The 14881-nt window shown below is 39.7% G+C and carries 13 protein-coding genes; 5 read left to right on the top strand and 8 right to left on the bottom strand.

Annotated elements, in window-relative coordinates; genetic code table 11:
• Nucleotides 1–87: 87 nt before the first annotated feature.
• From GR929_RS20295 to GR929_RS20280, 4 genes are all read left to right on the top strand, one after another.
• Nucleotides 88–1368 (top strand): glucuronyl esterase domain-containing protein, encoded by a 1281-nt coding sequence (locus tag GR929_RS20295; protein ID WP_201301074.1) that lies wholly within the window; start codon nt 88–90, stop codon nt 1366–1368.
• A 21-nt stretch (nt 1369–1389) separates the two neighbouring features.
• On the top strand, nt 1390–1917 hold the full coding sequence (locus GR929_RS20290) for a DUF1697 domain-containing protein (RefSeq protein ID WP_159523361.1): 528 nt from the start codon (nt 1390–1392) through the stop codon (nt 1915–1917).
• Between the two features lie 102 nt (nt 1918–2019).
• Nucleotides 2020–3489, top strand: coding sequence for a rhamnulokinase (gene rhaB, locus GR929_RS20285; protein WP_159523359.1), 1470 nt, complete (start codon nt 2020–2022; stop codon nt 3487–3489).
• A 164-nt stretch (nt 3490–3653) separates the two neighbouring features.
• Nucleotides 3654–5507, top strand: a complete 1854-nt coding sequence (locus tag GR929_RS20280) for an alpha-amylase family protein (RefSeq protein ID WP_159523357.1) — start codon at nt 3654–3656, stop codon at nt 5505–5507.
• On the opposite strand, the gene GR929_RS20275 is transcribed toward GR929_RS20280, so the two are convergent.
• Nucleotides 5485–6324 carry an FRG domain-containing protein gene (locus tag GR929_RS20275; protein WP_159523355.1) on the bottom strand — a complete coding sequence of 280 codons (840 nt, stop codon included), beginning with the start codon at nt 6322–6324 and terminating at the stop codon, nt 5485–5487. The genes GR929_RS20280 and GR929_RS20275 overlap by 23 nt on opposite strands.
• A 188-nt stretch (nt 6325–6512) precedes the next feature.
• On the opposite strand from GR929_RS20275, the gene GR929_RS20270 reads away from it, so the two are divergent.
• Complete coding sequence (locus tag GR929_RS20270) at nt 6513–7802, top strand: hypothetical protein (RefSeq protein ID WP_159523353.1); 1290 nt, start codon at nt 6513–6515, stop codon at nt 7800–7802.
• A 33-nt stretch (nt 7803–7835) separates the two neighbouring features.
• Here GR929_RS20270 and GR929_RS20265 read toward each other — a convergent pair whose 3' ends face one another.
• The 7 genes from GR929_RS20265 to GR929_RS20235 form a co-directional block, all read right to left on the bottom strand.
• The gene (locus GR929_RS20265) at nt 7836–8594 is read right to left on the bottom strand and encodes a ThuA domain-containing protein (protein ID WP_159523351.1); all 759 of its coding nucleotides are present in this window, start codon (nt 8592–8594) and stop codon (nt 7836–7838) included.
• Between the two features lie 94 nt (nt 8595–8688).
• A complete protein-coding gene (locus tag GR929_RS20260) occupies nt 8689–10332 on the bottom strand; it encodes a sodium ion-translocating decarboxylase subunit beta (RefSeq protein WP_235934531.1) in 1644 nt (547 codons plus the stop codon).
• A 15-nt stretch (nt 10333–10347) separates the two neighbouring features.
• Entirely contained in the window at nt 10348–10773 is a 426-nt protein-coding gene (locus GR929_RS20255; protein WP_159523349.1) for a biotin/lipoyl-containing protein, read from the bottom strand.
• Between the two features lie 26 nt (nt 10774–10799).
• The gene (locus GR929_RS20250; RefSeq protein WP_235934529.1) at nt 10800–11165 is read right to left on the bottom strand and encodes an OadG family protein; all 366 of its coding nucleotides are present in this window, start codon (nt 11163–11165) and stop codon (nt 10800–10802) included.
• 12 nt (nt 11166–11177) lie between these two features.
• Nucleotides 11178–12737, bottom strand: a complete 1560-nt coding sequence (locus GR929_RS20245) for an acyl-CoA carboxylase subunit beta (RefSeq protein ID WP_159523347.1) — start codon at nt 12735–12737, stop codon at nt 11178–11180.
• A 25-nt stretch (nt 12738–12762) separates the two neighbouring features.
• Nucleotides 12763–13167 (bottom strand): methylmalonyl-CoA epimerase, encoded by a 405-nt coding sequence (gene mce, locus GR929_RS20240; protein WP_159523345.1) that lies wholly within the window; start codon nt 13165–13167, stop codon nt 12763–12765.
• 172 nt (nt 13168–13339) lie between these two features.
• The gene (locus GR929_RS20235; RefSeq protein WP_159523343.1) at nt 13340–14656 is read right to left on the bottom strand and encodes an acetyl-CoA hydrolase/transferase family protein; all 1317 of its coding nucleotides are present in this window, start codon (nt 14654–14656) and stop codon (nt 13340–13342) included.
• Nucleotides 14657–14881 lie beyond the last annotated feature (225 nt).

Genomic DNA, 14881 nt, shown 5'->3' with positions numbered 1-14881 from the left:
TAAAGAATAGTTTGTTATTCGTCCGATTTAAAAGAAAACGCTATTTTTGAGATAGCTAAAACTTCATGAAAAAAAACAGAATTTGCTATGAGATACCTTGTTCTCTCACTTTCCTTTATAATTAGTTTTAATTTGTTCGGACAGCAAACCGATGTTAATTACGACGAAAGTGAGATTCCTGATTATAAATTGCCAAAATTGCTGATTACTGAATCTGGTCGAAAAGTTAAAAACGTAAAGCGTTGGGAGAAGAAACGTCGTCCGGAGTTATTGGAAATATTTAAACACGAAATATATGGAAATATTCCAGAGGAAATTGATATTTCCGACGTGATTGTCCATGAAGAAAATGGTGTTTTTTTTGACGGGCTAGCCAAGCGTAAGCAAGTGGAAATAATCTTTAAAAAAGACGATCGCGAATTGAGTGCAGAGATATTGATCTATACACCAAAGGATTCAGTAAAGGCTCCTGTTTTTGTTGGTTATAACTTCAGCGGAAACCATACAATTTCTTACGATCCGAACATTCGGCTGACTGAGTCCTGGGTGCCCGATAATCCATCTTGGGGAATCGTTCACAATCAGGTTACCGAGCAATCCAGAGGAGTAGCCACCGATAAATGGCCGGTTAAAAAGATGATCGAAGCCGGATATGGTGTGGCAACAATATATTGCGGCGATATTGATCCTGACCGGGATAACTTTCAGGATGGCATTCATCCATTTTCGTATCAGCTGGGGCAATTTCGTCCGGGATATGACGAATGGGGAAGTATCTCTGCCTGGGCTTGGGGACTGTCAAAAGCGATGGATTATTTTACAACTGATCAAGATATTGATTCGACCAAGGTAATGGTTTTTGGTTTTTCGCGTATGGGAAAAGCAGCTGTTTGGGCTGCTGCATTAGATCAACGTTTTGCGATGTGTATCTCCAATAATTCCGGTTGTATGGGAGCAGCATTGTCTCGTCGTCGCATTGGAGAAACAATTGGGATTATTACTTATCATTTTCCACACTGGTTTTGTGAAAACCTGAATAAGTATTCCGGGCACGAAGATAAACTACCAATAGACCAACACATGCTTTTAGGAATGATCGCCCCTCGGCCGCTCTATGTAACCAGCGCTACGGCCGATTTGTGGTCAGATCCGAAAGGTGAATTTTTGTCGACACTGGAAGCCGGAAAAGTATACGAACTTTACGATAAGAGAGGTTTGCCCGTAACCGAAATGCCTGCACCGAATACCCCGGTTTCGGAAACTGTGGGTTACCATATTCGGACCGGGAAGCACGATATTACTCCTTATGACTGGGAACAATTTATCAACTTTGCCAACAAACAGTTTTACTCCCAACCCGAAGAATAGTGGGGGATTAGTTTTGTACTGATGAAAAAATATGTTGTTTTTATGCGTGGTATTAATGTAGGAGGGAACAAAAAAGTTCCTATGAACCAATTGAAAGATGTTTTAACGCGAAATGGATACCATAATGTAAAAACGCTTTTGGCTTCGGGAAATGTCGTTTTTGAAAGTGAGGAAGAGCGAATTCGTTTAGTTCAGAGTATTATTGAAGAAGCTTTTGGTTTTTCGATACCTACCATCGTGTTTCCTTTCGATTACATTAAGGCCATTGTAGAAAATCAGCCATTTAAGGACGTTGAAACGGCTTCAACGATCAAATGCAATGTCACTTTTTCGCAGGCTGAGTTGAAAACCTCGTTAAGTATTCCGTTTCAAAACGAAGATGGTTCTTTCAGGATTCTTCAAGTTACTGATCATTCTGTGTTTTGGATGAGTGATACGAGCAAAATAAAAACAACGGAGGTCATGAAACTTTTGGATAGGGAATTTGGGAAAGAAATTACTACCCGAAATTACAATACTGTTGTAAAGCTGGCAAAACTGGCATCTTGATAAAATTTGATTGATGGTTGTCAGGATTGAACAGGATAGCCAATCTCATTATTCTTACTTAATTTGATTGAAACTGAAATTAACCGACTAACAAACAAACTTATGCAACACAATAACTTTCTGGCTTTCGATCTGGGAGCATCAAGCGGAAGAGCAATTTTAGGCACTTTGGAACAAGGAAAACTGAAACTGACAGAGGTTCACCGCTTTGATAATCAGATGCAATACATCAATGGACATTTCTTTTGGAACATCTTCAGCTTGTTTAATGAGTTAAAAACAGGCTTAAAAAAATGTATTCAGGAATTTGGTGTTCAACCGGATTCTATTGGAGTTGATACCTGGGGAGTTGATTTTGTGCATCTGAACAAAGAAGGAATGATCATTTCGCTTCCGTTTGCTTATCGCGATTCGCGGACAGATACTTCCATGGATGAATTGTTTGCTAAAATTCCAAAAGAAGAAGTATACGAGCAAACCGGCATCCAGTTTATGCAATTTAATAGTTTATTTCAGCTTTTTTCTATGATTCAGGATCAATCGTCATTGCTTGAGATCACCGATAAAATTTTGTTTATGCCTGATGCGCTGAACTATCTTTTTTCTGGTGAAGCTGTTGCTGAATATACCATTGCAAGTACCAGTCAGATGGTTGTTCCGGGTGAAATGAAATGGCAAACCGGATTAATAGAGAAAGCAGGAATCCCGACTTCAATTTTAGCCAATCTAGTGAAGCCCGGTACCCAAATTGGAAAAATAAAACCAGATGTGGCGCAAGAAACAGGAAGCACAGAAGTGCCGGTGATTGCTGTAGCCGGACATGACACTGCCTCTGCTATTGCTTCGGTGCCGGCTGATGATAAAAACTATGCCTATATCAGTTCAGGTACCTGGTCGCTGATGGGGATTGAAAGTGAGAAACCTTTGGTGTCGTCAAAGACACTGGAAATGAACTACACGAACGAAGGGGGAGTGGAAGGAACAACTCGCTTTTTAAAAAATATTATGGGCATGTGGCTCATCCAGGAATGTCGGCGTGCCTGGCTCGATATGAAGAACTACACGTGGGATGAAATGGTGAAACTTGCGTCAGGTTCTGAACCATTTAAATATTTGATTAACCCTGACGATTCATGCTTTTTGAATCCGAAGAAGATGCCTGAGGCAATTATAGAATACTGTGCAAAAACGGGCCAGGGTAAACCCGAAAACCATGCTCAAATTATTCGTTGTGTGTATGATAGTCTGGCTTTGAAATACCGATTTACACTGGAACAAATTCTTTCCGTAAGCGAAGAACTTATTGAGAAGATACACATCATTGGAGGAGGCGCCAATAATCGCTTTTTAAATCAACTAACAGCTGATGCTACAAAGCTAAAGGTGGTTGCCGGACCAACAGAAGCAACAGCTACCGGAAATATTCTATTGCAAGCCAAGGCAATGGGAGCATTGCAATCATTAGCAGAGATGCGCACAGTTGTAAAGCATTCTTTTGAAGTGGAAGAATTTACTCCTGGCTCTGATTTGGACTGGGATGCCGCGTATCAAAGATATACCAGTTTAAAATAAGTCTATCGAAAAAGCTGAATGAATCATCAAATTTGAATTTTGTGTATTTAAGTTTTAAAAATTATGCCAAACAGATGGTGTAAAATGTTTGCTTTTATAAGCATATCAGTTAATTTAGACCTTTTAATTTTAGTAGGGCAATTTTCATATAAATAATTCTTTTCGTGGACGATATAACTGTTGGTAGACGTAGAAATAGAACCTTGATTTTTATGATATTGGCTTTTTTTGCATTTGCGAATACAGTTCAAGGGCAAAACGAGTATCATTTTGATGAAAGTGATATTACGATTGAAGGAAGTTTGAGGCCATTTAGGCCTACAATTAGTGTTGAGCAGATATCAATGAGCCGTTATCAGGTATATTTTGCTCTTCATTCCTCTGCGCCGAGCCAACTACCTGATTTCTCAATGACTTTTAAATTCCCCAAGAATAAAATTAATCAACTGTGGAACTCTCAAACCTGGTCAAACAAGTCTTATTTTTCGTTGCCATCGTATGACCGTGCTACAGCTGACTTTTCCATTATTTCCGGCTTGACACTTAATGATCAGAATCAAATAACGTTTACTTGCAGCGATCGATTCGATTCGAGGTTTGCGACTACATTTGTGAAAGAACAAAATGATACCTTAGAGTTTGGAATCACTTTTTTTGAAGATAATCCTCCACGATCAAGTACGCAGGATTACGTTACGCAAATACTGATCGATTTTAGAAATATTCATTTTTCACAGGCTGTTTACGAAGCTTCAAAGTGGCGGTTCCAAAAAGTTTTTAAGTATGCCGCTTTAAAATCGAACAGAAGTGTAGCTCCTGTTTATTCAACCTGGTATCCAATGTATCGTGGTATTCCGTTGGAGAATATTTCCCGCGAGCTGGATTCACTTAAAACTTTTGGTTTCAAATCAATTTTAATTGATGATAGTTGGCGCTCGCTCGTGAAACTAAAAGTAGATACCGTTTACGATTACGAAAAGGCTGACTTAAAAAACTTGAAGCTCTTGATCGAGAAAAGTAATGCAATGGACATGAAGCTTTATTTGTGGTATTCATTACCATTTATGGGCGGCAATCCGGTGATTACGAAGAAATTTGAAGGGAAATACCTTCGATATAAAGATCCACAACAAATATATGTTTTGGATCCACGCTATCTGGATGTTCGCAACCACTTGGTGAGCACTTATTATAACTTCTACAAGGATTGGTTATTTGATGGGGTTTGGTTTGATTTTATCAGTAACTTTTATCCGGATGAACCGATTATTGTGAGCGAGGATTTGGGACGTGACTTTACGGATGTTCAATTGGCGGTTGACAGTTTGATGGCAGGAATGGTATCTCGGTTACAATCCATTAATCCGAATGTTTTTATGGGGCAGGAGTTTAATCCAGTTGGGCCGGATCAGAATCATGACCGAAATTTTATAGTTGGTTTCGTTGGTGTCGACGGTACGAAACTGATACGGGAAAAGATGGTCAATAATCGCATCTTGTATGGACGATATACTCCATTTATGGAGATTATGGGAATTCATCCACGTGATAACAGTGAAGATATTGCACGGAAATTTCAATCCATTATGTTTGGAAATCCACACTTGTCGTTTTTTACCACCACCTTGCCAAATGATGCCAAACAAACCATTCGGTTTTGGTTAAACTACTGGAAAGAGAACCACGAAGTCTTGATGGAGTCAGACTTTGAGCCTCAGAAGGTTGCAAACATGTATCCTGTTATTAAGGTGAAAGGCGATGAGAAGATTATTTATGCGCTGTACGGCGATTACACGCTGAGTTTGCCGCTGGCTGTTGATCGCCCCATTGATGTCATAAACTCAAAAGAAACAGCCCAAGTCGAATTTTTAGTGAATGAAGAAGGTCGCGTTTATAGGTATGAGATCTATAATCACTTAGGAGAGCTACTTGAGCAAAATAATTTAAAGGTAAAACGTAAAAACTTAATTCAATTGGAAGTCCCGGTAGCAGGTTTTATTCGAATTCTTCCGAATTGAAAGGATCTCCCACAATTGGCTGGTAATGGCGTTTTAGCCATCTGGCCAATCCATCCAGTCCCGGAAACAGTACGCGCTCAGTAATATTAGCCTGATCAAGTTTATCGCGAACCTCCCACTTCAGTTCTTTCGGAATAATAATCCTGCGGTAAAGCCCCGGATGTTTAACGAGCCATTCATCAAGTGTGGTTGTTGGTTGGGTCATTACACTAAAAAAGGCATATTGGTTAACAATCCGCTGATCCAGAGATGGTGGCTCAAAAAATATAACCTGATCTTTGCCTAATTTCTTGTCAAAATCGCTCAATGAAACAATGTTTTCCTCAAGCATTTCTACGGTAAAAGCATTACACTTTTCGTCGCATAGCAGTTGGTTTAGAGGCTCCGAAACCAACTTATTGGCTTTCACAAAATCTACTTTCCATATTACCCCGTCAATATCAAACTTCTCGGTATTTGATGTTGCAAAGTGCATTGCTACAAATGGCGAATAAGTCCAGTCCAACAGGCGGGTAGGGAGCCCATGATGTTGAGCCATAACAAGTGATCTCCAGAACGATGCACTTAATTGTGCATCTTTTGAGATACTGTATTTTCTGAAGTTACGGAGTAGGTGATATTCTAATTCCGATCGTACACCGCAGTTACGCAGGAAACTATTTTTAAGTTCGTAGCTGGCATCTGACAACCCGCGAAAAGCATAGTCGGAGCGGTACCGGCTCAACCGGGGTTTCCATGAATCATGGTAAACTTCTTCGCACAGTTCTTCCCAACTTTGAACGACGTGGTCGTTTTGGTAAATCTTTCTTGTTCCCATCTTCTCAAAATTGTTAAAAAAATTGGAATTATAAATCACGAAGACCATCTTTTTTGATGCTGACTCAAATAAAAAAGTCAACACGTTCTTTTCAAAAATATCTGTTAAATAAATTTAAATAACCAAAGTAGGTTGCCGCTTTCCCTCTTAAATTCTATTTTAGTTGGGCATTTGTTGAAAATTTAAAAATGAGGGAGTGTTTTTTTATTCTGGTATTTTTATTGACCTGTTTTTTTGCTCAGTCATTTGCGCAAAATAATGACGATTTTACTGACCTTCTTCAAGTCCCTTTTTTCTATCCCGAAATAAATCCAGAAAGTGCAATAGGCATTTATTCGCTCGATTTGCCATTTTATTTTCCAGATGCAGATCCTAAAAAACACCAGCTCTCAGTTAGTTATACTATGGCAAATACGTGGCATCCGAGGGCACGTTTTCTGTATCCACAACATTTGACTGTTGATCAGCGAGAAGAGCTTACTGAAATTCCGATGACTGTTCGTCCTGAATATTTCGAAGTAATGCGAATTGAAACCAGAGACAAAGCTTTTCACTCAGATGGGGTCATTCAACATTTAAAGCTGACTTATTTGAATACCTGGACATCAAAACACAGTTTGATTGTTAATTTAAATCTGCATCAGTTGGTTGGTGGGAAGTCAATTTTGAACTATTTGGTTAGTGATAATTTTATCGAAACTTTTCACTCAAACTTTGCTGTTGAGGATAACTACGGACGAAGGCTTTATCCGTTTAACCGGGCTTCTATTCAATATACAGATGAGGAGGGAAATACTTTTCGAAAAAATAAAGGTGATTTTTTCACAAGTGTGGTTGATGCACACTATTACCGTCAGCTTTTCACGCTAAAAAGTTCCAATTTTCATTTTGATTCACAACTGGGAGGGCATTTGTCTATTCCTTTTAATCACGTACATCCATACCTAATTCCAGGTATTTCTGCCGGCTTCAGAATGGATTTCCCTTTAGGAGAACAAAGTTCGTTTACTTATGCTTTAGATGGAGGAATAACCGATCAGCTGTTTGCAAAGATGGGGAGTGATGTCCGTGTAATCGATTGGAGGTATCGCAAGCATGGACGTACTTTTTTCGGACTCAATCTGATGTCGAAAAAGAAGAATACGACTGTAATTGGTCTGGCTGTAAATTATCAGGACCCTTTGCTGAAAGGCTACTATTTTACCTGGGATCAGACCGGATACCATGAAATTGGTATTGATGTATTGAGGGAAGGTGATGTATGGGAAGGTGAGCCGATTTCGCAGGAGTTTTATTTGTCGAAATTAACACCAGCAGCTTTATATTATTTTTCGTTAAAAACGTATTTCATATTCGGATTTCATAAAAATGGGCACGAGTTTAATATTTATTGCGGTGAAGATCTGTTTTCGGTTAATAATGCGCCCGACATCCAATTTAGTTTTCAATATCGGTTTTCTCCGTTTGGGAAGAAGTAAAAACCTTGTTACTTCTTATTTTTCCGACTACATCTACTCGTTTTTTCCGGCCCAGTTTACAGCAGCCGAATAGTGATCTCTCACTTTTTGATTTTGAAAGGATTCGTTCGTGTGCCCAAAAACCGAGTAAAACGAACGGATGCCGTCAAACTCTTGCCACCAAATTAGTGGATGATCTCCCATTTTCCAATCGTCATTTTTCGTTTTTTTAATACTCGATTCGTCAAGACGGGCAAGAACGTGTACCTTTTCGCGTGGGTTTTCTTTAAAACTATACCATTCGTCGACAGTTGTATAGCTGTCCATTCCTTCAAAAACTTTCATGGTCGGATGATTGTGATCTTCAATGATAACTTTTCCTTCTTGCGCAGGTGGATGTGTTAAAAAATAAGCACCGCATAGTTTTCCAAACCAATCCCATTCATATTCACAGTCGGAGGCAGCATGAATGCCAACAAAACCTTTACCTGTTTTCATAAATGTTTCGAAAGCTTTTTGTTGATTTGGACTTAAAACGTCCCCTGTCGGATTCAGGAAAACAACCACGTCAAAATTAACCAGAAAATCCATTGTGAACAGATTCGCATTTTCGGTGGCAGTTAAGCTCCAACCTTCCTGTAGTGCCAGTTCATCAAACATTTTAATGCCACTTGAAATAGATTGATGGTGCCAGCCTTCGGTTTTATAGAATACAAGCACGTTCAAGGTTTTTGGAGGGAAATTTTTACTGGGTTGAGCATATCCTGAAAACAGAGTAATGCAGAGAACCATCAGGAGAAATATTTTTTTCATGGCTTAGTTCGAATTGGTTTATAGTTATGCAATAATACAAAAAAAAGGTTGTCCTCAAGCGAGGACAACCTTTTGAATTATAGTCTTGTTTGTTTTACATCAAGAAACTTAGTAAGATACCTGCACCAATAGCAGAGCCAATTACTCCCGAAACGTTCGGAGCCATAGCATGCATTAGCAAGTGGTTTGTTGGATCTTCTTTCAATCCCATGGTTTGCACTACACGCGCGCTATCGGGCACCGCTGACACTCCCGCTGCACCAATCATCGGGTTGATTTTATTGTCTTTTTTGAAGAACAAGTTCATAATTTTAGCACTGATGACACCACCAGCTGTTGCGATAACAAAAGACGCTGCACCAAGCAAGAAAATCTTGATTGACGAAGGGGTTAAAAATACGTCAGCTTGTGTAGATGCTCCTACCGTAATACCAAGCAAAATAGTAATGGTATTAATTAAGGCAAAGTTTGCTGTGTCAGCCAAGCGTTTAGTAACGGTTGACTCTTTCAGTAAGTTACCAAAGAACAACATACCTAAAAGAGGTAGCGCTGACGGTGCGATATAGGCCGTCAAAATCAATCCAACAACCGGGAACAAAATTTTCTCTAGCTTAGAAACCGCTCTTGGAGGTTTCATGCGGATGAGGCGTTCTCTTTTGCTCGTTAAAAGTCTGATAACCGGAGGTTGAATAACTGGAACTAAAGCCATGTATGAGTAGGCTGCAATTGCAATTGGACCAATGAGGTTTTTCACCGTTTCACCATTGGCCATCACATTCAGTCCGTTGGCTAGTTTCGATGAAATGAAGATCGCCGTTGGGCCGTCAGCACCACCGATAATACCAATCGCACCAGCTTCAGGTGGCGCAAATCCCATCCAAAGTGCTCCAAGGAATGTTAAGAAGATACCAATCTGGGCTGCTGCTCCCAATAACATCAATTTCGGATTCGAAATTAACGAGGAGAAGTCGGTCATGGCACCAATTCCCAAGAAAATTAATGGAGGATACCAACCTTGCACAACTCCTTGATAAAGGATATTCATAACAGATCCCGGCTCGTAAATTCCTAATTTCAGGTTGAAGTCAACGGCCTGAAACATTGGAATGTTTCCGATCAGAATTCCAAAGCCGATTGGCACCAACAACAGTGGTTCAAAATCGTATTTGATAGCCAAAAACAAGAATACAAAGCCGATGAACATCATCAGAATGTGTTTCCACGAGACGTTTGCAAAACCGGAAAATTCGTAAAAGTTAAACAATCCGGAAACTGCTCCTGAATAGTTTTTGTACACGTATCCGTCACCGGTCAATTTACCATCTTTCAAGCTAAGTTCACGAGTGCCAAGCTCCAATAATTCGTCCTTTGAGACATAGTCATTGGATTGGCTATTCGGATTCATGTTTTTATACAGGTGGGTAACTGTTTTTGGATAGAAACCTAATATGACTTTATCATCTTCTATTTTCCATTTACCCGAATAACGTTGTTTTAGGGAGTCCATCACAAACGTGTTGTTCTCCGAAAAAGAAAGTGTTTTGTAACGTTTAGCCGTTTCAAAATCTTCCTTCTTGTCTACCTCAGGGTTGAATGTGGGCGAAGCGACATAACCGTCGCTTCGGTTAATCCATTTCCCATCGGTTATTTTTTCAGCTAAATTACTGCTTTCATCAGCCCTTGTAAATGAGGGTAAAATCAACAGCAACGCAGCTATTATTAATAATAGTTTTTTCATTACCAGCAGATTTTTTTAGCTAATTTCAATTAATACATCATCCTGTAGCACAGCATCTCCTTCTTTAACTTTGACGGCTGTTACTTGGCCAGATTTCTCAGCAAGTACCTGGTTTTCCATTTTCATGGCCTCCATGATGAGTAGGTTTTGACCTTCTTTCACTTCGTCGCCAACAGCAACTAGCATTTTAAAAATGGTCCCCGGAAGTGGCGCTTTTACGGCCGTTCCTCCGCTGGATTGTTGCTTTTTGATTTGGCCTTCGCCAGGTTGTTGAATAATCGGTTTACGAACAAGTTTAGGGGTTTTAGAGGACTTCACCTCACCCTTAATTTCAACCTGGTATTTTGTACCGTTTACTTCAATTGTGGCAATGTTTTCTTCAATATCTTTGATATGAACATCGTATTCATCGCCGCTTATGGTAAATTTATATTTTTTCATTTTCTAAAAATTATGCAATAAAACTGTTATCGCGGCCAGTTATTGGTCACACTGTAAATTTTTGAACTCCACGGGGAATAAGCTTTCTTAACCTTTTTGATGGTTACAATGTTACTTTCTTCGTCGTGTTGGTTTATAAAGTAAAGGTGCAGTGCCATACCTATCGCGGCAGTCACATTTCCTTCAATGTGGCATTCTCCTTCTGTGTCTTCGCAATGGGGGGCTTTCTTCTTAGGTTCTTTCTTTTTGAACTTCATGTTGATCAGCTTTGGAAGCCTCAGAAAAACAATCACGAGCAAGGTTAAAGCGAAGAACACGATAAAGAACCCAACAAGGGCAACGGTCCATCCGAAATCCATTTGAGAAGCCAATATGATTAAAAGATTATTCATAGACTAGTTTGATTATAATGGAATGTTTGAATGTTTTTTAGGTGGATTGACAAGCTTTTTAGTTGCTAAGCTTTGCAGGCCACGAATAATACGAATACGAGTGTTACGAGGTTCAATGACATCGTCAATATAGCCGTATGATGCAGCTTGGTATGGATTTGCAAACTTTTCTTTGTATTCTGCTTCGTGTTCAGCAATGAACTTAGCACGTTCTTCAGGATCCTCGATTGAAGAAAGCTTACGTCCTTGCAATACTTCAACAGCACCGGCAGCTCCCATTACTGCAATTTCAGCTGATGGCCATGCATAGTTTAAGTCGCCACGCAATTGTTTACACGACATTACATCGTGTGCTCCACCGTATGACTTACGCAAAGTAATAGTGATCTTTGGCACAGTTGCCTCGCCGTAAGCAAACATTAATTTTGCTCCGTGTGTAATGATACCACCATATTCTTGTTTGCTTCCGGGTAAAAATCCAGGAACGTCAACCAGCGTGACGATTGGAATGTTGAAGGCATCCAGAAAGCGAACAAATCGAGCAGCTTTACGTGATGCTTCAATATCGAGAACTCCGGCTAGGTAGTTCGGTTGGTTGGCAACAATACCAACGGATTGTCCGTCGAATTTAGCGAATCCAACAATGATATTTTTGGCATAGTTCCGGTGTACTTCTAAAAATTCGCCATAGTCGGCTAACGAGTGAATCACCTCTTTTACATCGTAAGGCTGGTTTGGATTGTCTGGAATAATTTCATTCAAAGAATCTTCCAACCGGTCAATTGGGTCGTCGCAGTCGGTAATTGGTGCATCTTCCAGATTATTTTGAGGAAGGTACGACAATAGTTTGCGGATGACCAAAAGTCCTTCTTCTTCATTTTCAACTAAGAAATGAGAAACTCCTGATTTTGATGCATGAACCTTACCGCCACCTAAATCTGCAACTGAAATATCCTCTCCGGTAACAGTTTTAACAACTTTCGGACCGGTTACAAACATGTACGAGTTTTCCTCGGTCATCATGATAAAGTCAGTTAGGGCAGGGGAATATACAGCTCCACCGGCGCAAGGACCAAAAATGGCTGAAATTTGAGGAATAACACCTGATGCCAGGATGTTGCGTTCAAAGATTTCGGCATAACCAGCCAAGCTAGTCACACCTTCCTGAATACGTGCACCACCGCTATCGTTGATTCCAATAACCGGAGCACCTGCTTTCATAGCCATATCCATAACTTTGCAGATTTTTTGTGCAAAGGTTTCAGACAGGGATCCACCAAATACGGTAAAATCCTGTGAGAAAACGTAAATTACACGACCGTCGATTGTTCCGTGACCGGTAACAACACCATCGCCCATAAATTTGGTTTTCTCCAAACCAAAGTTGGTACAACGGTGAGTGACAAACATGTCAAACTCTTCGAAACTACCTTCGTCAAGTAGCATTTCGATGCGTTCACGTGCGGTAAATTTGCCTTTGGCATGTTGGGCTTCAATTCGTTTGATGCCGCCACCTAATTTGGCCTCTGCACGTAATTCAATTAATTTGTTGATTTTATCTTGATTGCTCATTGTATATATAATAAATGATTTTTGGTTATTTATCGCTGCAGAATTCAGTTAGTACGCCAAGTGTTGATTTTGGATGTAAGAAACCAATGTTCAACCCTTCGGCTCCTTTTCTTGGGGTTTTGTCGATCAGGCGGATACCGTCTTCTTCTGCTTGCTTTAGTGACTCATTAATGTTGTCGACAGCAAAAGCCAAGTGATGGATTCCTTGTCCTTTTTTCTCGATGAATTTACCAATTGGTCCTTCGGGGTCGGTTGATTCTAATAATTCAATTTTAGTGTCACCAACTTTAAAAAAGGCTGTTTTTACCTTTTGGTCAGCAACCTCTTCAACAGCATAGCATTTTAGGCCTAATACTTTTTCGTAATATGGTATGGCTTCTTCTAAGCTGTTTACTGCAATTCCAATGTGTTCAATATGTGAAACTCCCATGATTAGTTATTTATGTAAATGGTTGATAGTATGTTTATTTATTTGTTAGAATATTTTTTTAACAAATTGCTCAAAAGTTCGAAAATTGCTCAAAAAAAAGGAGCAATTAAAGTATAATTATAAAAACGGATTGAATACGAAAACAGGCAGGATTCCCCTGCCTGTTTGATTGTTATACGTTTTGTTGTTGTTGGACAAAATGATAATGAGAACCGAACCGTTCAAATGCGGCTTTGTCCAATGCTTCTCTATGTTCGGGATGTGCAATAGATGTTAGCAAGCGCGCACGTTCTTGTAGCGTTTTTCCGTACAAGTTAACGGCTCCGTATTCGGTAACTACCCAGTGCATATTGGCACGAGTACTTACAACACCTGACCCTGGAATTAGTATCGGACTAATTTTAGAAACTCCTTTTGCGGTAACCGATGGTAACGCAATAATTGGTTTACCGCCCTTTGAATGACCAGCTCCACGGATGAAGTCAATTTGACCACCAACACCTGAATAGTGTATTGTTCCAATTGAATCGGCACAAACTTGTCCGGTTAAATCAACAGCCAGCGCTGAGTTGATTGCTGTAACCTTGTCGTTTTGTCTTACAATGTGTACATTATTTGTGTGGGCAACGTCCATCATGGCAACCATTGGGTTGTCGTCAATGAAGTCGTATAGTTCCTTGGTTCCCATCAAAAATGAGGCAACCATTTTACCTTTGTCGGTTGTTTTGTGTTTACCGGTAACAACTCCTTTTTCAACCAAAGGAAGAATACCATCGGCAAACATTTCAGTATGAACTCCCAAATCTTTGTGGTTTCCGAGTTGAGCTAAAACAGCATTCGGAATTCCTCCGATACCCATTTGAAGGCAAGCTCCATCTTCAACAAGTTCTGCTACATTCTTACCAATGGTCACGTCAATGTCTGAAAGTGTACCCATTTCGTGTGCGTAAAGCTCAATATCATCTTCAACAAATAAATCAATTTCGTTGATATGAATCATTGCATCGCCCCAGGCTCTTGGTACATTAGGGTTAACAGCAGCGATAACAACATCGGCACATTCAATAGCTGCTTTAGTTGCATCTACTGACGTTCCGAGCGATACAAAACCATGTTTGTCTGGAGTTGATACCATAATCATCGCTACATTCACTTTTAAGTATCCTTCGCGGATTAACTTTTGTGTTTCACTTAAAAACACGGGGATGTAATCGGCATACCCAGCCTGAGTTTGCTTTCGTAGGTTTCCTCCAACAAAGAATTGCTCTGCTGCGAAAATCCCTTCAAATTCAGGATTGGCGTACTCCACTTCTCCTTCGATGTGGATATGCTGGATTTTTACATCAACGAGTTCTCCGTTACGTCCGCGTTCTACCATTGGTTTAATTAATGTATGCGGTGTTACCGCCACACTACTTAAATGAACACGATCGCCGGATTTTATAACTTTTACTGCCTCCTCAGGAGTAATGTATTTAATTTGCTTCATAATTGTGAATTAGAATAGATTGCGCTCTGAGATTTGCGGCAAATATAAAAAAGAATCTATCAATAATAAGCGAATGAAACTTATTTAAAAATGGTCTAGACAATACAGGCTTGTTTGTAAAGTTAACGTTAATAAAAAGGGGAGTGTTTTACAAAAGAATATTCAGGCTGATAGGCTATTATTTTTATCTATCATAAATCACTACAGTAGGTTTTCTAACTATTG

This window comes from Sunxiuqinia indica, from assembly GCF_009847015.1.
Taxonomy (GTDB): Bacteria; Bacteroidota; Bacteroidia; order Bacteroidales; family Prolixibacteraceae; genus Sunxiuqinia; species Sunxiuqinia indica.
This window is presented reverse-complemented; position numbering and strand designations above follow the sequence as displayed.